Origin of the sequence: Aeromonas salmonicida, assembly GCF_028355655.1 — a bacterium.
GTDB lineage: Bacteria > Pseudomonadota > Gammaproteobacteria > Enterobacterales > Aeromonadaceae > Aeromonas > Aeromonas salmonicida.
In genome coordinates this window covers 132,501-155,797 of sequence record NZ_CP110645.1, presented here as the reverse complement: position 1 = coordinate 155,797, position 23,297 = coordinate 132,501, and the positions used below count along the sequence as shown (strand labels likewise).

The following is a 23,297-nucleotide window of genomic DNA, read 5'->3' as shown; positions in this document are numbered from 1 at the left end:
TTGAGTGGTTGCCCGGCAACCAAGCCCCATGCGAACCTTTCAATCCAGTTAACCCACTCAAAAAAACACTATGTTCAGGCAAATAATGATGAGTGCCGCCCTGCTGTCGGCGGCGCTTCTTTCCGGTTGTGCTTCCGTACCCATGGCCGATGCCACCGCAGACGCCCAGGCCAAGCAGTTTGTGACCCCCAGGGATGCGGCCAACCTCTATATCTATCGCAACGAGACCTTCGGCACGGCCGTTAAAATGCCGGTGCTGGTGGATGGCTTTGCCGTAGGCGATACGGTGGCCCACAGCTATATCCTCAAGCAGGTGACGCCGGGCAGCCACACCATCATCTCCAAGTCGGAGAACGACGCCACTCTGACCCTCAGCACCGAGGCGGGTAAAAACTACTACGTCTGGCAGGAGGTCAAGATGGGCCTGCTGATGGCCCGCTCCAAGCTGAGTCAGGTCAGTGAAGAGGAGGGCAAGCAAGGGGTGATGGAGAGCAAACTGGTTAAGTGACCAGATACCTTCACCTAACAAACACGGCGTAGCCTCACTAGCTACGCCTCTGTCGGGTATATGGGTGTCCCAGATTTTTCTTTTCCACTTTCTATCGTTACGTGGCGAGTGGCATCTATCCGCAGGATTGGTGCGGGCCAGGGGATGGGGCGTCGGGGGGATTGGAGTGAACACCTAAAAGGGTTGTTCCGTCGTAAGCGTCCGATTACTCGAACGTCCGATTACGCTTCGCAAATCGAACCTACGGCCCTCTGGTGAGAGAGTTTAGTTAATGGTTATAATGACGAATCTAAATTAAAGATAAGGAATCACATTTAACATGGTAGTTACAGAAAGCCACTCCCCACAGATTTTATCAATGACTAGAATGCGAAAGTCTGAAGCTAGTCATTTAGACTTATTATCGGCAACGTTGAGCGACCGGGCCAGATACATTTATTCCCCAGCATTTAGGCGACTTCAAATGAAGGCCCAAGTATTCTCTCTAGAGAATAATGCCGCAGTAAGAAGTCGGTTAACACATTCCATGGAAGTTGCTCACATTGGTATTTTTATCGTTCAAAAAATAACTGAAATAATAAATAATAAAATTACAAAAGACAATGCATCTGAAGTAGAGAAATATATTTCAGAGAATGAAGGCGCTATACGAAACACTGTGGAAACCGCTTGCTTAATACATGACGTCGGGAACCCGCCATTTGGTCATTTTGGCGAGAGCGCAATATCATCATGGTTTTCAAATAATAAAGAAACTATATTTTACACACATGGAATTACGGATAAAGATCCCCATGAGTATGAAGATTTCATACACTTTGATGGCAATCCACAAGGTCTAAGAATAGTAACGAGACTCCAAGGTCACGATGGTTTTGGATTGAATCTAACTATATCTCAAATCGCGTCCATCATAAAATATACAGCGTCCAACAAAGGCATTAATGGGGAAGCATTACATAAAAAGAAAATGGGTTATTTTTCCACGGAAAAAGATATTGTAGATTTTTCATGGTCAAACATTGGTATTGATAAGAGTGGTAAGCGACATCCTCTAGTATATATAATGGAGGCAGCAGATGACATTTCTTATTGCATAAGTGATATCGAGGATGGAATTGAGAAAGGTATTGTTTCTTACGAGCAATTTTTCATTTTCTTAAAAGGTAAAATGGCAACCGACTTTATAAGAAGAGGCGGTGCCCATGATAACCACTTAAATAAATTCTTAAGAACTCTTGATATAGCATATGAACATTCAGTAACAGCCATCACTAATTCAGAAGATAATGAAGGATTAGCATCTAAGTTTATTCTACTCAAAACATATATTACGAACCTAAGCGTTCAAGAAGTTGCTGAGATTTTCTTAGAAGACCTTAGTATTATCTTGCAGGGAGATAGTAATAGCATTGTAGATAAGGAAATGAGCTCTGTAGGTAAGATTCAAAAAACATTAAAGGAATTTACTTCAAAGTATATTTTCACCTCTGAAGAAGCAGAAAAAATTGAACTTGGTGGCTATTCTGTAATATATGGATTAATAGAGAAGTTTTCGCCATTAATTATGATGAAAGAAGAAGACTTTCGTATACTACTAAACAAAGACAACAAAGAAATAAGAAAAAGAAAGCTCTTCGTTCATTCTAGACTCTTTAACCTGTTACCTTCAAAGCATATCAATGAGTATAGAAGGTCAACACCTAGTGGAATATGCAAGGCCAGTGAGCTCAACCACAGATGTCATTTAATAGTAGATTATATATCAGGGATGACAGATGGATTCTCAGTTGAATTATATCAATTACTAACTGGTATTAAGGTGAAGTAAATGGGTGTGAATCGTGTTAATTATAGAAGGCATCCTTGTCGAACTTATATAGACCACTTACTCGGCTTGAGACGAGTGAGGCATTCTGAAAACACGATAGTTTCCTTTAAGAAATACATATACATACCATCGACTATTCTGGACGAAAACATCCATTTCTCAGAAAGTATAGATGATATAAATATGGACTGGCTCGATGACTGTCTAAATGAACTAGAGCATGATGAAGAACTAGCTATAAACTCAACACTCAATATTGACGGAAGAAATTTTTTTATACCAATGATTGATCTTTCGACTAGTGATTTAACTATAGATAACATTAGAGTTTTTGATGAGTTTATGGATTATTGGAATATGGATTTTTTTGTTTTTGATAGTGGCCGCTCCTTCCATCTGTATGGGACAAAACTGCTTTTAAGTAACAGAACATGGACAAAGTTCATGGGTAGCCTGTTACTTTTAAATAAAAGGGGCGGAAAAACATTGATTGATACAAGGTGGATCGGGCATAGAATACTTGCTGGAGAATCCTCGCTTCGCTGGTCAAATAATAGCTTTCACTATAAACGCTATCCAATCTTCCACTCAATGATGAGTGAATTAATAAATAATTACTACATGAGGAGATGAATATCAGACCTCAAACTCGCTGATTAGAACAGCGAAGCTCGTCTAGACAGCCGAATAATAAACACTGTTGCACTTATTTCAGGTTGGTCTTCGGTTCTGTAAACATCAAGTGATGATTTACTCATTGAGCCTTGCATAGAGTGCTTAGAAGCCAGATTGTAGGTAAGGTTTTCATTCCCCCTCCAATCTGCCGAGGGTCAGAGGCAACGTTAGGGACGCCATCAGGGATGATGGCGTAGCCGCAGCTGACAGGGGCCAAATCGGGTCAGGGCGAGCACAGCTCGACCCCGATTTGGCGCGAGAACAAGGATGTTCGAAGCGGGCTTTGGCCGAAGCCATGGATGGCGTAGGCCAAAGTGCCGTCTGCGGCGGCCCGTCCGACGTTGGCTCTGGCCCGAGGGCACTGGCGAAGCCAGCGGATTGGCGGGGGGGGCCTTTCTTTTGGTGACTTTTCTTTGGCCACGCAAAGAAAAGTCACTCGCCCCAGCCCGAAGGGCGGGCGAAACCCTGTCGAGGGCCCAGCCCTCGCGTCCTGCACGGCGCCAGCCGTGCTGCCAACAACCAGGCACACAATTTACCCATGACGCGAACGTCCGATTACGCTTCGCTAATCGAACCTACAGTCCTGACAAAAAAGGAGCCAACGGCTCCTTTTTCACATCACAGGCGGGTGCGCTGCGCCCTACAGCGCCTCAAGGCGGGCATACGCCGCCACCAGCCACTTGGCGCCGACGTCGTCGAACTGGATCTGCACCCGGCTCTGCTGGCCGACCCCTTCGAAGTTGAGCACTATCCCTTCCCCGAATTTTGGATGCAGCACCCGCTGGCCCAAGGTGATGCCGCTGGCGTCGAAGCTCTGCTGCACCTCATTCTGGCTGAAACGGCCGTACTGGGTGGGTCTGCTCACCTGAGTGCGCAGCCGGATCTCTTCCAGACATTCGGCGGGCATTTCGCGGATAAAGCGGCTCGGCTTGTGGAACATCTCGCGGCCATAGATGCGGCGGCTCTCGGCATAACAGATGTAGAGCTTCTCCATGGCGCGGGTCATGCCGACGTAACAGAGGCGCCGCTCCTCTTCCAAGCGGCCCGACTCCTCGGTCGATTGCTGGCTGGGGAACATGCCTTCTTCCACGCCGACCAGCAGCACCAGCGGGAACTCCAGCCCCTTGGCGCTGTGCAGTGTCATCAGCTGCACAGCGTCAGCATATTCGTCCGCCTGATTCTCGCCGGATTCCAGCGCCGCGTGGGCGAGGAAGGCCGACAGATCGCTCATGTCTTCCAGCTCATCCGGGCGGTTGTATTGACGGCAGGCAGTGACCAGTTCGTCCAGGTTCTCTACCCGTGCCTGGGACTTCTCGCCTTTTTCCGCCAGATACATGGCCTTGAGGCCGGAGTTCTGGATGGCGATATCCGCCTGCTGGTGCAGGGGCAGCATGCCGACCTGTTCTTCCAGCGCGTCGATCAGATCGACAAAGCCGCGCACAGCGTTGCCGGCACGACCGGTCAGCACCTTGTCATTGAGCAGTCCCTTGGCCGATTGCCAGAGGTTCTGCCCCTGATCCCGGGCGTTGGTGCGCAGGATCTCGAGAGTGCGATCACCTATGCCACGGGTCGGGGTGTTGACCACCCGCTCGAAGCTGGCGTCGTCGCCGCGGTTGTTGATCAGCCGCAGGTAGGCCATGGCGTCCTTGATCTCTTGCCGCTCAAAGAAGCGCAGGCCGCCGTAGATGCGGTAGGGCATGGCGTCCTGCATCAGCGCCTCTTCCAGCACCCGCGACTGGGCGTTGGAGCGATACAGAATGGCGCAATCGGCCAAGAGGCCGCCTTTCTCTTTCCAATCCTTGAGGCGACCGACCACGAAGCGGGCTTCGTCCACCTCGTTGAAGGCGGCATAGAGCGAAATCGGATCGCCCTCGGCCCCCTCGGTCCACAGCTCCTTGCCAAGCCGCTCAGAGTTGTTGGCAATGACGCAGTTGGCGGCCTTGAGGATATTGGCGGTGGAGCGGTAGTTCTGCTCGAGGCGAATGGTTTCGGCCCCCTGATAGTCGGTCAGGAAGCGCTGGATGTTCTCTATCTTGGCGCCGCGCCAGCCGTAGATGGACTGGTCATCGTCGCCGACTATCATCACCTTGCCGCTGTCACCTGCCAGCATCCGCAGCCAGGCGTACTGGATGCCGTTGGTATCCTGAAACTCGTCCACCAGTATGTTCTGGAAGCGATCCCGGTAGTGCTCGAGGATGTGGGGCTTGCCCAGCCACAGCTCGTGGGCGCGCAGCAAGAGTTCTGCGAAGTCCACCAGCCCGGAGCGATCGCAGGTCTCCTGATAGGTCTTGTAGATCTGCTGATAGGTGCGGGTGACGGGGTCGCCGTAGAGATCGATGTCACCGGGGCGCAAGCCCTCGTCCTTCTTGCCGTTGATGTAGCTCATCACGGCGCGGGGGGCCCAGTGCTTCTCGTCCAGGTTGAGCGCCTTGATGACGCGGCGGATCAACCGGTACTGGTCGTCGGAGTCGAGGATCTGGAAATCCTGCGGCAGACCCGCATCCAGATGATGGGCCCGCAGCAAGCGGTGTGCGATACCGTGGAAGGTGCCGATCCACATGCCGCGCTGCATGCTGCCCAACACCTTCTCGACCCGGCCGCGCATCTCGGCGGCGGCCTTGTTGGTAAAGGTCACGGCTATGATGGAGAAGGGTGAGCAACGCTCCACCTGCATCAGCCAGGCAATACGGTGCACCAGCACCCGGGTCTTGCCCGAGCCGGCGCCCGCCAGCACCAGCAGATTGCTGCGAGGGGCCGCCACCGCGTCTCTTTGCTTGTCGTTGAGCCCGTCGAGCAGGGTTGAAACGTCCATCACCACTCCTGTTTATTTATACAGGCGGGGATTATACGACCTGTGGCGCTACAGACCAAATCCGAGTGAATGACGAACCGCAGCGCTTGTATAGGGGCGGCTTGGTGGCAGGCCGAGATCGGGGGAAGTCATGAACCGGCACCAATAGAAACCGCTTCTCCTCCTTACAGACGAAAACGCTTGCTTATAACCATATGAATGTAAACACAAATGTCGTTTGAAGCCTGTATTTCACAGAATTTAAATCTAAAAAAAGACATTAAAACAAACACTTATAAATTGATCTGCTTATATTTCAAACCGTTACCGCAAACGTTTTTCCTTTATGATCTGCTTGACCCGCTCCATGGCTCACTTACAGTTAGCCAGCGTGCTTTATGCCTGCTCCGGCAGGCTGTGGACCCTCACATAACAATCAAGGATACGATCGTGACTAAAGTGCTCAAGCTGGCCACCGTGGCCGCCCTCACTCTCGCTGCCCTCTCTGCCCAGGCAGCCACCCAACCTGCCGTCATCTATGACACCGCCGGCAAATTCGACAAGTCGTTCAACGAAGCCGTGTTCCGCAACGGCGTCGAAGTCTACAACAAGGACAAAGGGGTCAAGGTCAAGGAGTTCGAACCCCAGAACGAAGCCCAGCGCGAGCAGGGTCTGCGTCGTCTGGCCAGCCGTGGCAACGGCCCCATCGTCGCCGTCGGCTTCAACATGGGCTCGGCCGTCGAGAAAGTGGCGACCGAATTCCCGAAAACCCAGTTCACCATCATCGACATGGTGGTCGATAAGCCGAACGTGCAGTCCATCATCTTCAAGGAGCATGAAGGCTCCTTCCTGGTGGGTGCGCTGGCTGCCATCGCCTCCAAGAGCGGCAAGGTCGGCTTCGTGGGCGGCATGGACATACCGCTGATCCGCAAGTTCCAGTGCGGCTACGAGCAGGGTGCCAAGTACGTCAATCCGAAGATCGAAGTGTTCCAGAACATGACAGGCTCCACACCGGCGGCGTTTGCTGACCCGGCCAAGGGTGCCGAGCTGGCCAAGTCCCAGTTCGCCAAGGGTGCTGATGTGGTCTATGCCGCCGCTGGCGGTACCGGCATCGGTGTTTATCAGGCCGCCAAGGACGAAGGCAAGTTCGCCATCGGCGTTGACTCCAACCAGAACCACCTGCAACCGGGCACCATGCTGACCTCCATGGTCAAATCCGTTGGTCTGGCCGCCTACCAAACCTGGGATGATGCCGCCAAAGGCACCTGGAAACCGGGTATCAAGAACCTGGGCCTGGCCGAGGGTGGTGTGGATTGGGCACTCGACAAGGACAACGAGAAGCTGATCACCCCAGAGATGAAAGCCAAGGTGGAAGCCATCAAGGCCGACATCATTGCCGGCAAGGTCAAGGTGCATGACTACATGAGCGACAGCACCTGCAAATACTGAGTTACCGCTACGACTCTCAACCCGATGACCGGCCCGCACGGGCCGGTTTTTAGTCTCTTTTCATGACTCGCAAGGACTGCATCATGGACCAGGCAGATCGCTATGCCATCGAATTAAGGGGTATCGATAAGCGGTTCGGCGACGTTTACGCCAACAAGCAGATCGACCTCAAGGTTCAAAAAGGCAGTATTCACGGCATCGTCGGCGAAAATGGCGCCGGCAAGTCGACCCTGATGAGCATCATCTACGGTTTCTACCACGCCGACAGAGGCGAGATGTTCATCGACGGCAACCCCTTCAACCCCCATGGCTCACAAGATGCGATCACCGCAGGCGTGGGCATGGTGCACCAGCACTTTATGCTGGTGAACAATTTTTCCGTGCTGGAGAACGTCATCCTGGGCGCGGAGAACGGCTGGCACCTGGGCCAGAGTCTGGCGGCAGCCGAGAAGCTGCTCGGCGAGCTGGCGCGGGACTATGGTCTCGACGTGCCGCTGCACGAGAAGATCGAAGATCTGCCAGTGGGCCTGCAACAACGGGTCGAGATCCTCAAGGCGCTCTATCGCGGCGCCCGCATCCTGATCCTCGACGAGCCGACCGGCGTGCTGACCCCGCAAGAGGCGGATCACCTGTTCGAGGTGCTGAAAAAGCTGCGGGATCAGGGCGCGACCATCATCCTCATCACCCACAAATTGCGGGAGATCCTGGCCATCACGGATCAGGTCTCCATCATGCGCCGGGGTGAAATGGTGGCCCACGTGGCGACCAAGGATACCGACAAGGAGCAGCTGGCCGAGCTGATGGTAGGCCGCAAGGTGCGTCTCAAGGTCGACAAGGGCCCGAATCTGCCGGGGGCAGCCAAGCTCAAGGTCAACGGCCTCAGTTATATCGATGACGCCAGGGTGGAGCGGGTCAAATCCGTCAGCTTCGAGGTGCGAGCTGGTGAAGTGGTCGGCATCGCCGGGGTATCCGGCAACGGCCAGTCCGAGCTGCTCAGCCTGCTCGGCGGCATCCTCAAGCCCAGCAAGGGCAGTTTCACCATCACCAACGACGGCAAGACCCACGAGGTGAGCCTGACTCATCCAGCCGACCCGGAGCGGGTGCGCAACTATGGCCTCGGCCATGTGCCGGAAGACAGGCACAAGATGGGACTCATCAACCGCTTCGAGGCGAAAGAGGCCTTTATCCTCGGCTATCACCGCCGCCCCCAGTACAACAAGGGCTGGCTGCAGAACAAAGAGGCGATCCAGCAGGATTGTCAGGCCAAGATGGAGAAGTGGGATGTGCGCCCGCCCCACCCCGATCACAAGACCGCGAACTTCTCCGGTGGCAACCAGCAGAAGCTGGTGATCGCCCGGGAGGTCGAGCAGGACCCGGATGTGCTGTTGATCGGCCAGCCGACCCGCGGGGTCGACATAGGCGCCATCGAGTACATCCACCAGCAGATCATCGCCATGCGCGACAAGGGCAAGGCTGTGCTACTGGTATCGGTGGAGCTGGACGAGATAATGAGCCTGTCTGACCGGATCCTGGTCATCGCCGACGGTCGCATCGTCGGCGAGCTGGATGCCGCCAAGGCGGATGAGCGCACCATAGGGCTGATGATGGCGAACATAGTTCCCGATGAGGTGGCGGCAAGCCAGCCCCAAGGAGCCACAACATGAATGCTCTCTCTAGCTGCATCGTATCTGGTTGGATGATGGCACAGCGGGTGCCTGACGAGATTGCCAAGGAGGCCCACTGATGAGCCAAGCACGTATTCCTGCCTGGATCTCCGTGGGCGTGCTGCCTGCGGTCAACATATTGCTGGCCTTCCTGGTGTCGGCCATCCTGTTCTACTACCTCGACATCAATCCGGTCGATGCCGCCCAGATCATGTGGTATGGCGCCTTCGGTACTGGTGAAGGGGTCGGTTTCACCCTCTACTACGCGACCGGTTTCATCTTCACCGGCCTGTCGGTGGCAGTGGCCTTTCACGCAGGTCTGTTCAACATCGGCGGTGAAGGTCAGGCCTATATCGGCGGCCTCGGGGTTGGCATGGTCTGTCTGCTGCTCGGCGACACCCTGCCGTTTGTGCTGCTGCTGCCGCTCTCCATCATAGCCGGTGGTCTGTTCGGTGCGGCCTGGGCCTTTATCCCGGCCTGGCTGCAAGCCAAGCGTGGCAGCCACATCGTCATCACCACCATCATGTTCAACTTCATCGCCGCCTCCCTGATGGCCTATCTGCTGGTCGAGGTGTTCAAGCCCCCCGGCTCCATGGCCACCGAGAGCAAGGTGTTTGCCGTCACGAGCTGGCTGCCCAAGATGAGCGAGCTGGCGAGCGGTGTTGGCATGGAGATGCCGAACAGCCCGCTCAACATCAGCTTCTTCTGGGCGCTGATCTGTGCGGCCCTGGTGTGGGTCTTCATCTGGCATACCCGCTGGGGGTACGAGATACGGGCAGTCGGCGCGAGCCAGAGTGCCTCCGCCTACGCGGGTATCTCCTATCCCAAGGTGGTGATCCTGGCCATGGTGATCTCCGGCATGCTGTCGGGCTTCTTTGCCCTCAACGTGCTGCAGGGGGAACTGCACCAGATCAAGCTCAACTTCGTGGAAGGGTTCGGCTTCACCGGTATCGCGGTGGCGCTGATGGGTCGCAACCATCCGGTCGGCGTCATCATCGCCAGCCTGCTGTTTGGCTTCCTCTATCAGGGGGGCGCCGAACTCAGCTTCGAGTTCGGGGTCGACCGCAACATAGTGGTGGTGCTGCAAGGCCTGGTGATCCTGTTCTGTGGCGCCCTTGAGCACATGATGCGTCCGCGCATCGAGCAGCTCTATCTGGCGTTTGCCAATCGCTCAACCGCGCAAGCCAAGGGAGTGTGATCATGTTTGAACTGCTGATCCTGATGCTGGATGCGACCATTCGTACCGCACCGCCGCTCATTCTGGCTGCGATGGCTGGCATGTTTTGCGAGCGCTCCGGTGTGGTCAACATAGCGCTGGAGGGCAAGCTGCTGGCCTCCGCCTTCGCCGGGGGAGCAGCCGCGGCTGTTTCCGGCTCTGCTTGGGTGGGTCTCGGCGCCGGCGTGGGTGTCTCCATCCTGTTCGCCCTGATGCACGGCTTTGCCACCATCACCCACAGGGGTGATCAGGTGGTGAGCGGCATGGCCATCAATATACTGGCGGCCGGTCTGACCGTGACCCTGGGCCGTTACTGGTTCGATCAGGGTGGCCAGACTCCGGCGCTGTCCGGTGCAGCCCGCTTCGCCCCCATAGAGCTGCCCTATGCCAGGGAGCTGTATGACGTGCCCGTGATAGGCCAGCTCTACAGCGAGCTGCTGAGCGGTCACTCCCTGCTGGAGTACGTGGCATTTGCCTGCGTGCCGCTGGCCTGGTGGGTGCTGTTTCGTACCCGCTTCGGTCTGCGTCTGCGGGCGGTGGGCGAGGCCCCGGCGGCGGTCGACACCGCAGGTATCTCTGTGGTGCGGATGCGCTACACGGCGCTCATTATCGGCGGCCTGCTGGCCGGTATCGGCGGCACCTATCTGGCAGTAGCCCAGACGGCCCAGTTCATCCCCAACATGAGCGCGGGCAAGGGCTTTATGGCACTGGCGGCACTGGTTTTCGGCAAGTGGAAACCCTGGAGTGCCATGGCGGCCTGCCTGCTGTTCGGCTTCCTCGATGCGGTCGCCATCCGGCTGCAAGGGGTCAGCATAGGTGACTTCGCCATTCCGGTGCAGGCCATAGAGGCGTTGCCCTACATACTGACGGTGTTCCTGCTGGCCGGTTTCATCGGCAAGGCGGTGGCCCCCAAGGCGCTCGGTACCCCTTACGTCAAGGAGCGGGAGTAACCCTGCTGCTCTCAACAAGAGGCCCACGGAAGTGGGCCTTTTTTATGTCCTCTCCATGCCGCGCGCACACTCAACCAACCGGGCGAACCAGGGCGGGTTGGTTAGGATCGCTCAGCCGCTCGGCCAGATAGTCCACCAGCAACCGTACCTTGGGAGATAGGTGGCGGTTGTGGGGATAAAGTGCCCAGATCCCCTCCTCCGGTGCTCTCAGCTCGGGCAGCAGCTCGATAAGCTCCCCCCGGGCCAGGTGGTCACTCACGTAGTAGTCCGGCAGCTGGATGATGCCGATCCCCTTGAGCGCCGCATCCAGCAGTGCGTGGCCGCTGTTGCACTGCAACAGACCGTGCACCCGGACGCTGTGAGGGCGGCCATCCAGGGTGAAGTACCACTCGTCGCCATTGCCCACCAGACAGGTATGGCGGGTCAGCTCGGAGAGGCTGTTGGGCATGCCGTGGCGGGCTGTGTAGGCTGGCGAGGCGCACACATAGGGCACCCGTTGCGCCAGCTTGCGCGCCACCAGACTCGAATCCTTGAGGTGGCCAAGCCGGATCGCCAGATCGTAACCTTCGTGCACCAGATCCAGCAGCTGGTTGGTGAGGTTGAGAGTGACCTCCAGCTGGGGGAAACGCACCATGAAGTCGTTTACCAGCGGGGCGATGCGGCTTTCACCGTAAGAGACGGGCGCCGTGATGCGCAGGGAACCCTGCGGCACCGCCTGATGGCGTCCCACCGCCAGCTCTGCCTCGTAGAGGTTGTCCAGCAGCTGACGGCAGTGGCGATAGTAGATCTCGCCTAGCTCGGTAAGCCGCACCTGACGGGTGGTGCGCAGCAACAGCTTGGCCTGCAACCTGTCTTCCAGTTGTGCCACCTGCCGGCTGACTTGCGCCACCGACACCCCCAGCTTGCGCGCAGCTGGGGTAAAGCCCCCCTGCTCCGCCACGCTGACAAATTCACAGATCCCTTCCCAGCCGAGCATTATTACCTGTGTGTAAAAGTGATTTGATATTTAGCCTTATTATCACAAAATCGAAGGGAAACTACACTGCATACCTGAGTTCATCTCTGTTCACCTACCGCAACAAGAAGGATGTCATTCATGGCACAGGTTCAAAGCATCAAGTGTAAAGCCGCCATCGCCTGGGGACCGGGCCAGCCCCTCTCCATCGAAGAGGTGGAGGTCATGCCACCCCAGGCCGGTGAAGTGCGGGTGCGGATCGTCGCCACCGGCGTCTGCCACACAGATGCCTTCACGCTATCCGGCGAAGATCCGGAAGGGGTCTTCCCCTGTATTCTGGGCCATGAAGGCGGCGGCATCGTCGAGTCCATCGGGGAAGGCGTCACCAGCGTCAAGGTGGGTGATCACGTGATCCCGCTCTACACCCCCGAGTGCGGCGAGTGCAAGTTCTGCAAATCCGGCAAGACCAACCTGTGCCAGAAGATCCGCACCACCCAGGGCAAGGGACTGATGCCGGACGGCACCACCCGCTTCTCCAAGGATGGTCAGCCCATCTATCACTACATGGGCACCTCCACCTTCAGTGAGTACACAGTCCTGCCCGAGATCTCCATCGCCAAGGTGGACCCGGCTGCTCCGCTGGAAGAGGTGTGCCTGCTCGGTTGCGGCGTCACTACCGGCATAGGCGCCGTGATGAACACCGCCAAGGTGAAGGAAGGTGAGAGCGTCGCCATCTTCGGGCTGGGTGGCATTGGCCTCTCCGCCGTGATCGGCGCCCGCCTCGCCAAGGCCGGTCGCATCATCGCCATCGACATCAACGAGAGCAAATTCGAGCTGGCCCGCAAGCTGGGCGCCACCGACTGCATCAACCCGAACGATTACGACAAGCCCATCCAGGAGGTCATCGTCGAGATGACCGACGGCGGCGTCGACTTCTCGTTCGAGTGCATCGGCAACGTCAAGGTCATGCGTGCAGCGCTGGAGTGCTGCCACAAGGGCTGGGGCGAGTCGGTCATTATCGGCGTCGCAGGAGCGGGCCAGGAGATAAGCACACGTCCGTTCCAGCTGGTCACCGGTCGGGTCTGGCGCGGCAGTGCCTTCGGTGGCGTGCGCGGTCGCAGCGAACTGCCGAGCTATGTGCAGCGCTACATGCAGGGGGAGTTCAAGCTGGACGACTTCATCACCCATACCATGGGGCTTGAGCAGATCAACGAGGCGTTCGAGCTGATGCACGAAGGCAAGAGCATCCGCACCGTCATTCACTACTGAGCATGATCACCCCGCCCGTCCCTCGACGGGCGGGGTGCAGGAGTTCCTCGATGAATCTGGACATTATCAGCAGCAACAAGAGCTTCGATGGATGGCACAAGCGCTACAGCCACAGCTCCAGCGTGCTCGGCTGTGAGATGCGCTTCGCTATCTATCTGCCGCCCCAGGCCCTCACCGGCCAGAAGGTGCCTGTGCTCTACTGGCTCTCCGGCCTCACCTGCACCGATGAAAACTTCATGCAGAAGGCGGGGGCGCACCGCATCGCCGCCGAGCTCGGCATCGCCCTGGTGGCACCGGACACCAGCCCCCGCGGCGAAGGAGTGGCGGACGATCCCGCTTACGATCTCGGCATGGGGGCAGGCTTTTACGTCAACGCCAGCCAGAACCCCTGGCGTGATCACTACCAGATGTATGATTACGTCACCCGCGAGCTGCCTGACCTGATAGAGACCCACTTCCCGGTCTCGACCCGCCGCGCCATCAGCGGCCACTCCATGGGGGGGCACGGCGCCCTGATCGCCGCCCTGCGCGAGCCCGGTCGCTACCGATCCGTGTCGGCCTTCAGCCCCATCAGCCACCCGAGCCGCTGCCCCTGGGGGCAGAAGGCGCTCGGTGCCTATCTCGGCAACAATCCCCTGCTGTGGCAGGAGTGGGATGCCTGCCAGCTGCTGCGCCACCACCCGGTAACACCGCTGCCGACCATGGTAGACGTGGGGCTGGACGATCCCTTCCTCGCCGAGCAGCTGCACATCGATGCCCTGGCGGATATTGCCGCCAGCAAGGCCTGGCCGCTGGAGCTCAATCGCCACCCCGGCTATGACCACAGCTACTACTTTGTGGCGAGCTTTATCGAGGCACACCTGCGCTTCCACGCCCGCCATCTCTGATCAAAACAGGCCCATGAAGGGCCTGTTTATTTTCTACTTTCGATTATCTGCTTGCGGTCAGGCTTCAGCTGCCCTGGCGGGTCACGTCTCCCGAACCTGCGATCTCGCTCTGCAGCTTGGGATCTCCCCAGTAACTGACCGAGCCGGATCCGGCGATGCCGACCTTGAGCCGCTCCTGCGCCCGTACCTCCACGTCCCCGCTGCCTGCTATGTTGACCTCGACATCTTCGCTGGCGAGCCCGGCCCCCAGCACATCACCGGAACCGGCGATGTTCAGCTCCATGGCTTTGGCTGATCCCTCACCCAGATCCAGGCTGCCCGAGCCGGCTATGTTGCCCTCCAGACGGTTCAAATCCAGCTTGCTGGCGACTATGTCACCTGTTCCGGCCACAGACAGCACCAGCCTGTCTCCCTTGAAGCCATGCAGATCACCACGGCCCGTGCCCGCCAGCGCCAGTTCATGGAGCTCGGGCAGAGTGATGGTCAGCTCCAGCGGCTCTGTGGGGTCAAGCCGGTAGCCATCCTTCACCTCTATCTCCAGCTTGCTGCCACTCTCGGTCAACTCCAGATAGGGCAAGAGGTTCTCCTGTCCCTTGATATGAATGCCGCTCGCCTCACCCGCCACCAGATGAATGTTTGCGGGCACACCGGCCAACACCCGGGTCACCTGTTTGCCCATGGGTTGATGCTGCTCGATGACAGCCCCCGCCCCGGTCACCCGTGTCTCATCCAGCCAGCTGCAGCCACTGAGCCCCATGGCCAGCATCATTCCCATTATCAGTTTCATCGTCACTATCCTCGTTGTGTTCTGGCCGTGTCCGGACCCATTCGGTCTCAAAGAGCGCAAACATCTTGCCATATAACCAACTATATGATTTTTATGGATATACCTATTATTCATGGCATCGTCATCAAAATGTAGAGAGCCATTCAGACCATAAGTTGGTAAAACTGACCATGCCCGAACGGGGGCAAGTCCCGGTCAGCTTGCAACCGCCCGCCGGGCCACCCAGCTGACGGGCCAGGGAAGTTTTTGGTTGTCGCACCTGTCTGTTGAGCCAATAGTGATACCTTGTGCGTATAAAGCTCTCCATTGCGGTAATCCATTTACTACTGCCAACAAGGAGTCAGAGTGTGACCCAAGTCAGCACCCAGTTTTCCACCGCCGTCGGCCTGCCCGCGCCGACCCGTACCCCGCTGCTGACCGGCAGCGATCCCGAGCAGAAGCGCCGCGAACTGCTCGGCTACTTCTGCCAGACTTTCGATCTCTACGAGAGTCTGTTCGATTGCCTGGCCGATGAGCACGCCTGGTTCAACAAGGCGATCCCGCTACGCCATCCACTCATTTTCTACTACGGCCACACAGCTGCCTTCTTCATCAACAAGCTGCTGGCAGCCCGGCTCATCGATAGCCGCATCGACGCCCGCATCGAGGCCATGGTCGCCATCGGTGTGGATGAGATGAGCTGGGACGATCTGGATGAAACCCACTACGACTGGCCCAGAGTGGCCGAGCTGCGCAGCTACCGCGCCAAGGTACGTACCCGCGTGATTGACTTCATTCGCCACATGCCGCTGACCCTGCCCATCGACTGGCAGAGCCCGGCCTGGGTCATATTGATGGGGATAGAGCACGAGCGTATCCACCTCGAGACCTCCAGTGTATTGATCCGCCAGCTGCCGCTGGCCTGGGTGCAGCCACAGCCTTATTGGCCCGCCTGCACAGAAGCTCGCCACCGGATTGACGAAGTGCCTGCCAACAGCCTGCTGCCAGTGGCCGGTGGTCAGGTGCGCCTCGGCAAACGGGACGCTACTTATGGCTGGGACAACGAATATGGCGAGCGCCACATCGAGATCCCCCCCTTCCAGGCCAGCCGCATGCTGGTGAGCAATGCCGAATACCTCGACTTCGTTCAGGCCGGCGGCTATCAACAGCAAGAGTGGTGGGATCAAGAAGGCTGGGGCTGGTGCCAGTATGCCAGGGCGCGCATGCCCACCTTCTGGGTCGGCGACCCTGCCGAGCCTGAGCAGTTGCAGCTGAGGTTGATGACGGAGCGGGTAAGCATGCCCTGGGATTGGCCCGCCGAGGTGAACCAGCTGGAAGCTGCCGCCTTCTGTCGCTGGAAGTCGGCCCAGACCGGACTACCCATCCAGCTGCCGAGCGAAGGGGAGTGGATGCTGCTGCGTGAACAACTGGCAGGGGATCAGCCGGACTGGATCGATGCGCCCGGCAACATCAACCTGGCACGCTTCGCCTCCTCCTGCCCGGTGGATGCCTGCCCCCAGGGCAGCTTCTTCGATCTGGTGGGCAACGTCTGGCAGTGGACCAGCACCGCCATTGATGGCTTCAACGGCTTTCGGGTTCACCCGCTCTACGATGACTTCTCTACACCCACTTTTGATGGCAAGCACACCCTCATCAAGGGCGGCAGCTGGATAAGCACAGGCAACGAGGCGCTCAAATCGTCCCGTTACGCCTTTCGTCGCCACTTCTTCCAGCATGCGGGCTTCCGCTATCTGGTCTCACGTTATCAGGAACCCGTCATAGTGAATCCTTACGAAACCGATACTCTGGTCGCCCAATACCTCGACTTCCAGTACGGCCCGACCCACTTTGGTGTCGCCAACTACGCCAAGACCTTGGCAGATCTTGCCAGCGAGCTGTGCAGCAATCACCAACGGGCGCTGGATATCGGCTGCGCCACCGGTCGTGCCAGCTTTGAACTGGCTCGCCACTTTCAGCATGTGGACGGGGTGGACTACTCGGCCCGCTTCATCGACGTGGCACTCTCCCTCGCCAGTCAGGACAGCTTCCGCTATGCCGTACCGCTGGAGGGAGACCTTGTGGAGTATTGCGAGGCGCGTCTGTCGAGCCATCAGCTTGGCACCGAGCAGGCCGAGCGCATCCACTTCAGTCAGGGGGATGCCTGCAACCTCAAGCCCAAGTACGACCACTACGATCTGGTGCTCGCCGCCAACCTGATCGACCGACTGCGTGAACCGGCCCGCTTCCTGCGGGACATTGCCCCTCGTCTGCGCAGCGGCGGCCTGCTGGTGCTCACCAGCCCTTACACCTGGCTGACGGAGTACACACCAAAGGCCAACTGGCTCGGTGGCATCCGTGAAAATGGCGAAGCCCTCAGCACCTATCAGGCGTTGCAACGTCTGCTGGCGGAGGAGTTCGAGGAACACTGCCCACCGCGAGATGTCCCCTTCGTCATCCGCGAGACCGCCCGCAAGTATCAACATACTGTGGCGCAACTGACCGTCTGGCGTAAGCGTTGAACTGACGTTGCGGGTGACACAAGCCGGAGAAACAAGAGAGGGAGGCCAGCTGGCCTCCCTCTCTTTTCAACTCGGGTGACGTCACCCCTCCCGGCTTGGAACAAGGGGACTGGTCTCCTGCTCATGATAACGGCGCGCCAGTACGGCGCAGACCATCAGCTGGATTTGATGGAAGATCATCAGCGGCAGCACCATGACCCCGACGCTGGCAGCGGGGAACATGACGTTGGCCATGGGCACCCCGTTGGCCAGGCTCTTCTTGGAGCCGCAGAAGACGATGGTGATCTCGTCCGCCTTGTCGAAACCGAGGCGGCGGCTGATCCAGATGTTCCAACCCAGCACCAGCGCCAGCAGTACGCAACTCAACAGCACTATACTGGCCAGATCGTACCAGCCTACTTGATGCCATATCCCCTGCACCACGGCCTCACTGAAGGCCACATAGACCACCAGAAGAATGGAGCTCTGATCCAGTTTGCCGATGAGCGGGCGATGGCTGTCGACCCAGCGGCCGATGAGTGGCCGGGAAAGGTGGCCCACCACGAACGGCAGCATCAGCTGCACCATGATGGCCTGGATGGAGTGCCAGGTATCGATCCCCTCCCCCTGCACATTGATCATCAATCCCACCAGTACGGGGGAGAGAAAGATGCCGAGGATACTGGAGGCCGAGGCACTGCACACCGCCGCCGACACATTGCCCCCCGCCATGGAGGTAAAAGCGATGGCCGACTGTACAGTCGCGGGCAGAGCGCACAGATAGAGGAAGCCGAGGTAGATGGCCGGGCTCAGCCAGAGCGGCACCAGCGGAGTGAGCAGCAGCCCCAGCAGCGGGAACAGCACGAAAGTGCTGGCCATCACCACCAGATGCAGTCGCCAGTGGCCGAGGCCCGCCAGCAGGTTCTGGCGCGACAGCTTGGCACCGTGCATGAAGAACAGCAGTGCCACCGCCAGCTTGGTCAGCAGACCGAACCAGACGGCCACCTGCCCCTCGCAAGGGAAGAAGGAGGCCAGAGCCACCACGGCAATCAACACAGAAGTAAAGGGATCCAGACGCACAAGGAATCTCCATCAGAAGCGCATCCCGCCTCCACGGCGGGAGTCAGGATCAGGGAGGGAAATACACACAACGGCAAGTGTCTGACACCTCCCATTGAGACGAACCTCCAGCTTACCGTGATAACCAGGAGGCGCAAGGTTGAGCAACGACCAGTGGATAGAGGGAAATTAAACATGCCCGGATCACCCCAGTCCTGACAGGTACCGGACCAGAAGGTGATCGCACGGCACCTCCAGCTGAATATCCCCGCTCGGGGTTGCGCCAAGGGCGGCATCAACCAGCACACCCGACCAATCATGGATAAAGAGCCAGGCAGCCCCGTATCGGGATCAGGCGGCCGAAGGTAAGCAAGTTTTACTAAAACTACCGGGTGGTACCACGCAAGATTAGCCGGCTGGGCACCAATACTCGCAGTGGTACAGAGCGCTGATCGCGCAGCCGTTCGACCAGCAGATTGATCCCCTGGGAGCCCATCAACTCGGAGTGGATCCGCACTGTGGAGAGGGGCGGGAAGGTGAACTTGGCGGTGGGGATGTCATTGACGCTGATAAGCTCAATCTGCTGGGGGATGGCCAATCCCTTCTCGTGAATGGCCCTCAATACCCCGATCGCGATGGAGTCGGAGGCGACGAACAACGCCTTGGGCCAATCCCCCTCCAGCATCTCTTTTGCCAACCGATAACCAGAAGCGCTGGAGAAATCCCCGCAGTAGAGGTCCCTCTCCTGCACGACTCCCAACCGTTGGCCGTAGTCGAAAAAAGCCAGCTCACGCAGGTCCGGTGCCTCATTCTGACCACCGATATAACCGATACGCCGGTGCGCTTGTTCGATAAAGTAATCGACCACCTGCTGGCTGATCAGTGCCAGATCCACATCCACAGAATCGAACTCTTTCTGGGAGCGGCAATCCACAAACACCAGGTGGGTGGAGAGGCCGCACAGCATGGCAAGACGCTCTGGCGGCAAATGTCCGACGACCAGAATACCGTCAACGGCGGAGAGTTCACGACCTTCACCACCGTTGTAGAAATGGGTCAGCTCGATATTGAGGCGGGCACACTGGGTCTCGATGCCATATCGGATGGCGAGATAGTAGGGATCATTGACCTCGGTACTCTGCGGGTAGGCATAGACAACCAGAAAGTGCAGCTTGCTCTTGTGAACCCCTTTGCGGGCGCTGCTGGTCTTGTACTCCAGACGCTCGGCAATCTCGAATATCTTCTGTCGGGTATCTTCCTTGACGCTCAGCGTAGGGTCTTCATTGAGCACTCGCGATACAGTCGCCTGGGACACCCCGGCCTCCTGCGCAATTTCCTTCAACGTGGCCATGCATACTCCTTTGGCGATGGCTCCCGACAACATCAGACAAGACTATCGGGCAACGTATTGGCGTCCCAGCTTTTTTACTAAAAAATGACTTCGCGGAAGGAAAAATTCCAAAGCAAAAAGGCCTCCCGAATGGGAGGCCTCTTCTAAATAGGTGCCTGACAGTGTCCTACTCTCGCATGGCGAATGCCACACTACCATCGGCGCTACTGCGTTTCACTTCTGAGTTCGGCATGGGATCAGGTGGTTCCACAGCGCTATTGCCGTCAGGCAAAAGCTTTAAAACTGGTGCTGATACCCAGAGTCGAACTGGGGACCTCATCCTTACCAAGGATGCGCTCTACCAACTGAGCCATATCAGCACACTAACCGGTAAAGACCGCACTGCGTGCGTTATCTAAATCTCTTGTCCGCAACAACCTTACATTGTCACACGACCAACCACATCGCTGTGATTGCTTAATTGAAGCCTGGCAGTGTCCTACTCTCGCATGGCGAATGCCACACTACCATCGGCGCTACCGCGTTTCACTTCTGAGTTCGGCATGGGATCAGGTGGTTCCACGGCGCTATGGCCGCCAGGCAAATTCTTCAATCTGAGAAAGCTGACGTGAATAACGATTTGCCTGTTGGCTTCGCTATCACTGAATTAGGTAGTAGTTCTTCGATTTGCTACAAGCCTTAGAACACTTCTTGGGTGTTGTATGGTTAAGCCTCACGGGTAATTAGTATGGGTTAGCTCAACACGTCGCCGCGCTTACACACCCCACCTATCAACGTTGTGGTCTCCAACGGCCCTTTAGGACCCTCAAGGGGTCAGGGATGACTCATCTCAGGGCTCGCTTCCCGCTTAGATGCTTTCAGCGGTTATCGATTCCGAACTTAGCTACCGGGCAGTGCCACTGGCGTGACAACCCGAACACCAGAGGTTCGTTCACTCCGGTCCTCTCGTACTAGGAGCAACTCCCTTCAATCATCCAACGCCCACGGCAGATAGGGACCGAACTGTCTCACGACGTTCTGAACCCAGCTCGCGTACCACTTTAAATGGCGAACAGCCATACCCTTGGGACCGACTTCAGCCCCAGGATGTGATGAGCCGACATCGAGGTGCCAAACACCGCCGTCGATATGAACTCTTGGGCGGTATCAGCCTGTTATCCCCGGAGTACCTTTTATCCGTTGAGCGATGGCCCTTCCATTCAGAACCACCGGATCACTATGACCTACTTTCGTACCTGCTCGACCTGTCCGTCTCGCAGTTAAGCTGGCTTATGCCATTGCACTAACCTCCTGATGTCCGACCAGGATTAGCCAACCTTCGTGCTCCTCCGTTACTCTTTGGGAGGAGACCGCCCCAGTCAAACTACCCACCAGGCACTGTCCGCGAGCCCGATTCAGGGCCCTGCGTTAGAACATCAAACATACAAGGGTGGTATTTCAAGGACGGCTCCAGCGCAACTGGCGTCACGCCTTCAAAGCCTCCCACCTATCCTACACATGTAGGTTCAATGTTCAGTGCCAAGCTGTAGTAAAGGTTCACGGGGTCTTTCCGTCTAGCCGCGGGTACACCGCATCTTCACGGCGAATTCGATTTCACTGAGTCTCGGGTGGAGACAGCATGGCCATGGTTACACCATTCGTGCAGGTCGGAACTTACCCGACAAGGAATTTCGCTACCTTAGGACCGTTATAGTTACGGCCGCCGTTTACCGGGGCTTCGATCAAGAGCTTCGCTTGCGCTAACCCCATCAATTAACCTTCCGGCACCGGGCAGGTGTCACACCCTATACGTCCACTTTCGTGTTTGCAGAGTGCTGTGTTTTTGATAAACAGTCCCAGCCATCTGGTCACTGCGACTCCCAACTGCTCCATCCGCAAGGGACTTCACTGTCAAGAGCGAACCTTCTCCCGAAGTTACGGTTCTATTTTGCCTAGTTCCTTCACCCGAGTTCTCTCAAGCGCCTTGGTATTCTCTACCCGACCACCTGTGTCGGTTTGGGGTACGATGACTTGTAATCTGAAGCTTAGAGGCTTTTCCTGGAAGCAGGGCATCAATGGCTTCACCACCGTAGTGGCTTCGTCTCGTGTCTCAGTGTTGTGTCTCCGGATTTGCCTAGAAACACCACCTACGCACTTTCACCAGGACAACCGTCGCCTGGCCCACCTAGCCTTCTCCGTCCCCCCATCGCAATTACAAGTCGTGCAGGAATATTAACCTGCTTCCCATCGATTACGCCTTTCGGCCTCACCTTAGGGGTCGACTCACCCTGCCCCGATTAACGTTGGACAGGAACCCTTGGTCTTCCGGCGAGGAGGCTTTTCACCCCTTTATCGTTACTTACGTCAGCATTCGCACTTCTGATATCTCCAGCATACCTCTCGATACACCTTCGCAGACTTACAGAACGCTCCCCTACCACTCACACATAAGTGTGAATCCGCGGCTTCGGTGCCTGGTTTGAGCCCCGTTACATCTTCCGCGCAGGCCGACTCGACTAGTGAGCTATTACGCTTTCTTTAAATGATGGCTGCTTCTAAGCCAACATCCTAGCTGTCTGAGCCTTCCCACATCGTTTCCCACTTAACCAGAACTTTGGGACCTTAGCCGGCGGTCTGGGTTGTTTCCCTCTTCACGACGGACGTTAGCACCCGCCGTGTGTCTCCCGGATATTACTTACTGGTATTCGGAGTTTGCATGGAGTTGGTAAGTCGGGATGACCCCCTAGTCCAAACAGTGCTCTACCCCCAGTAGTATTCGTCCGAGGCGCTACCTAAATAGCTTTCGGGAGAACCAGCTATCTCCGAGTTTGATTGGCCTTTCACCCCCAGCCACAGGTCATCCCCTAACTTTGCAACGTTAGTGGGTTCGGTCCTCCAGTTGATGTTACTCAACCTTCAACCTGCCCATGGCTAGATCACCCGGTTTCGGGTCTACACCTTGCAACTAGACGCCCAGTTAAGACTCGGTTTCCCTACGGCTCCCGTATACGGTTAACCTCGCTACAAAATGTAAGTCGCTGACCCATTATACAAAAGGTACGCAGTCACCCCGAAGGGCTCCCACTGCTTGTACGTACACGGTTTCAGGTTCTATTTCACTCCCCTCACAGGGGTTCTTTTCGCCTTTCCCTCACGGTACTGGTTCACTATCGGTCAGTCAGGAGTATTTAGCCTTGGAGGATGGTCCCCCCATATTCAGACAGGATGTCACGTGTCCCGCCCTACTCGATTTCACTTCAAGGTCGTTTTCATGTACGGGGCTATCACCCTGTATCGCTGGCCTTTCCAGGACCATTCCACTAACTTCCAAGAAACTTAAGGGCTAATCCCCGTTCGCTCGCCGCTACTGAGGGAATCTCGGTTGATTTCTTTTCCTCGGGGTACTTAGATGTTTCAGTTCTCCCGGTTCGCCTCGTTGCACTATGTAT

General features: G+C 56.9%; 15 protein-coding genes, 1 tRNA gene and 3 rRNA genes (1 of these 19 only partly in view). 10 read left to right on the top strand and 9 right to left on the bottom strand.

Translation table 11 applies throughout. The features are described 5' to 3' along the window. Positions 1-70 precede the first annotated feature (70 nt). The 3 genes from ONZ54_RS00730 to ONZ54_RS00720 all read left to right on the top strand — a co-directional run bounded on the left by ONZ54_RS00730 (position 71) and on the right by ONZ54_RS00720 (position 2,972). Positions 71-508 carry a DUF2846 domain-containing protein gene (locus tag ONZ54_RS00730; protein WP_334312718.1) on the top strand — a complete coding sequence of 146 codons (438 nt, stop codon included), beginning with the start codon at positions 71-73 and terminating at the stop codon, positions 506-508. Positions 509-827: 319 nt separating this feature from the next. Beyond that, on the top strand, positions 828-2,339 hold the full coding sequence (gene dgt / locus ONZ54_RS00725) for a dGTPase (RefSeq protein WP_334312717.1): 1,512 nt from the start codon (positions 828-830) through the stop codon (positions 2,337-2,339). A gap of 183 nt (positions 2,340-2,522) precedes the next feature. Next, on the top strand, positions 2,523-2,972 hold the full coding sequence (locus ONZ54_RS00720) for a primase 1D-like protein (protein WP_271787265.1): 450 nt from the start codon (positions 2,523-2,525) through the stop codon (positions 2,970-2,972). A 682-nt stretch (positions 2,973-3,654) separates the two neighbouring features. Here the strand turns inward: ONZ54_RS00720 and uvrD are convergent. Continuing rightward, a complete protein-coding gene (gene uvrD / locus ONZ54_RS00715) occupies positions 3,655-5,826 on the bottom strand; it encodes a DNA helicase II (protein WP_271787264.1) in 2,172 nt (723 codons plus the stop codon). 429 nt (positions 5,827-6,255) lie between these two features. Between uvrD and ONZ54_RS00710 the strand changes: the two genes are divergently transcribed. The 4 genes from ONZ54_RS00710 (at position 6,256) to ONZ54_RS00695 (ending at position 11,084) form a co-directional block, all read left to right on the top strand. After that, positions 6,256-7,254, top strand: coding sequence for a BMP family lipoprotein (locus tag ONZ54_RS00710; protein ID WP_017412538.1), 999 nt, complete (start codon positions 6,256-6,258; stop codon positions 7,252-7,254). 83 nt (positions 7,255-7,337) lie between these two features. After that, positions 7,338-8,918: an ABC transporter ATP-binding protein gene (locus tag ONZ54_RS00705; protein ID WP_271787263.1), complete on the top strand. Its 1,581-nt coding sequence runs from the start codon at positions 7,338-7,340 to the stop codon at positions 8,916-8,918. Positions 8,919-8,997: 79 nt separating this feature from the next. After that, positions 8,998-10,116: an ABC transporter permease gene (locus ONZ54_RS00700; RefSeq protein ID WP_005320035.1), complete on the top strand. Its 1,119-nt coding sequence runs from the start codon at positions 8,998-9,000 to the stop codon at positions 10,114-10,116. A gap of 2 nt (positions 10,117-10,118) precedes the next feature. Further along, complete coding sequence (locus ONZ54_RS00695; RefSeq protein ID WP_017412537.1) at positions 10,119-11,084, top strand: ABC transporter permease; 966 nt, start codon at positions 10,119-10,121, stop codon at positions 11,082-11,084. A 70-nt stretch (positions 11,085-11,154) separates the two neighbouring features. Here ONZ54_RS00695 and ONZ54_RS00690 read toward each other — a convergent pair whose 3' ends face one another. Beyond that, complete coding sequence (locus ONZ54_RS00690; RefSeq protein WP_005320039.1) at positions 11,155-12,060, bottom strand: LysR substrate-binding domain-containing protein; 906 nt, start codon at positions 12,058-12,060, stop codon at positions 11,155-11,157. A 120-nt stretch (positions 12,061-12,180) separates the two neighbouring features. Between ONZ54_RS00690 and ONZ54_RS00685 the strand changes: the two genes are divergently transcribed. Further along, on the top strand, positions 12,181-13,308 hold the full coding sequence (locus ONZ54_RS00685) for an S-(hydroxymethyl)glutathione dehydrogenase/class III alcohol dehydrogenase (RefSeq protein WP_058395633.1): 1,128 nt from the start codon (positions 12,181-12,183) through the stop codon (positions 13,306-13,308). Between the two features lie 50 nt (positions 13,309-13,358). Continuing rightward, positions 13,359-14,195, top strand: coding sequence for an S-formylglutathione hydrolase (gene fghA, locus ONZ54_RS00680; protein WP_271787262.1), 837 nt, complete (start codon positions 13,359-13,361; stop codon positions 14,193-14,195). Between the two features lie 64 nt (positions 14,196-14,259). Here the strand turns inward: fghA and ONZ54_RS00675 are convergent, their stop codons facing one another. Continuing rightward, on the bottom strand, positions 14,260-14,982 hold the full coding sequence (locus tag ONZ54_RS00675; RefSeq protein WP_271787261.1) for a head GIN domain-containing protein: 723 nt from the start codon (positions 14,980-14,982) through the stop codon (positions 14,260-14,262). A gap of 347 nt (positions 14,983-15,329) precedes the next feature. On the opposite strand from ONZ54_RS00675, the gene ovoA reads away from it, so the two are divergent. Beyond that, on the top strand, positions 15,330-17,480 hold the full coding sequence (gene ovoA / locus ONZ54_RS00670) for a 5-histidylcysteine sulfoxide synthase (RefSeq protein ID WP_271787260.1): 2,151 nt from the start codon (positions 15,330-15,332) through the stop codon (positions 17,478-17,480). An 81-nt stretch (positions 17,481-17,561) separates the two neighbouring features. On the opposite strand, the gene ONZ54_RS00665 is transcribed toward ovoA, so the two are convergent. The 6 genes from ONZ54_RS00665 to ONZ54_RS00640 form a co-directional block, all read right to left on the bottom strand. Next, positions 17,562-18,539 (bottom strand): bile acid:sodium symporter family protein, encoded by a 978-nt coding sequence (locus ONZ54_RS00665; RefSeq protein ID WP_059169157.1) that lies wholly within the window; start codon positions 18,537-18,539, stop codon positions 17,562-17,564. 364 nt (positions 18,540-18,903) lie between these two features. Then, entirely contained in the window at positions 18,904-19,869 is a 966-nt protein-coding gene (ebgR, locus tag ONZ54_RS00660; RefSeq protein ID WP_017412531.1) for a transcriptional regulator EbgR, read from the bottom strand. Between the two features lie 153 nt (positions 19,870-20,022). Next, a 5S ribosomal RNA gene (gene rrf / locus ONZ54_RS00655) occupies positions 20,023-20,137 on the bottom strand. A 15-nt stretch (positions 20,138-20,152) separates the two neighbouring features. After that, a tRNA-Thr gene (locus ONZ54_RS00650) sits at positions 20,153-20,228 on the bottom strand. 106 nt (positions 20,229-20,334) lie between these two features. Beyond that, positions 20,335-20,449, bottom strand: a 5S ribosomal RNA gene (gene rrf / locus ONZ54_RS00645). 121 nt (positions 20,450-20,570) lie between these two features. Then, positions 20,571-23,297 (bottom strand): 23S ribosomal RNA (locus ONZ54_RS00640) (it continues 161 nt past the right edge of the window).

Coding starts and splice junctions, on each gene's coding strand:
- fghA (WP_271787262.1), top strand. CDS start 13,359: ATGAATCTGGACATTATCAGCAGCAACAAGAGCTTCGATGGATGGCAC.
- ONZ54_RS00685 (WP_058395633.1), top strand. CDS start 12,181: ATGGCACAGGTTCAAAGCATCAAGTGTAAAGCCGCCATCGCCTGGGGA.
- ebgR (WP_017412531.1), bottom strand. CDS start 19,869: ATGGCCACGTTGAAGGAAATTGCGCAGGAGGCCGGGGTGTCCCAGGCG.
- ONZ54_RS00720 (WP_271787265.1), top strand. CDS start 2,523: ATGGACTGGCTCGATGACTGTCTAAATGAACTAGAGCATGATGAAGAA.
- ONZ54_RS00675 (WP_271787261.1), bottom strand. CDS start 14,982: ATGAAACTGATAATGGGAATGATGCTGGCCATGGGGCTCAGTGGCTGC.
- dgt (WP_334312717.1), top strand. CDS start 828: ATGGTAGTTACAGAAAGCCACTCCCCACAGATTTTATCAATGACTAGA.
- ONZ54_RS00695 (WP_017412537.1), top strand. CDS start 10,119: ATGTTTGAACTGCTGATCCTGATGCTGGATGCGACCATTCGTACCGCA.
- ONZ54_RS00700 (WP_005320035.1), top strand. CDS start 8,998: ATGAGCCAAGCACGTATTCCTGCCTGGATCTCCGTGGGCGTGCTGCCT.
- ONZ54_RS00705 (WP_271787263.1), top strand. CDS start 7,338: ATGGACCAGGCAGATCGCTATGCCATCGAATTAAGGGGTATCGATAAG.
- uvrD (WP_271787264.1), bottom strand. CDS start 5,826: ATGGACGTTTCAACCCTGCTCGACGGGCTCAACGACAAGCAAAGAGAC.
- ONZ54_RS00730 (WP_334312718.1), top strand. CDS start 71: ATGTTCAGGCAAATAATGATGAGTGCCGCCCTGCTGTCGGCGGCGCTT.
- ONZ54_RS00690 (WP_005320039.1), bottom strand. CDS start 12,060: ATGCTCGGCTGGGAAGGGATCTGTGAATTTGTCAGCGTGGCGGAGCAG.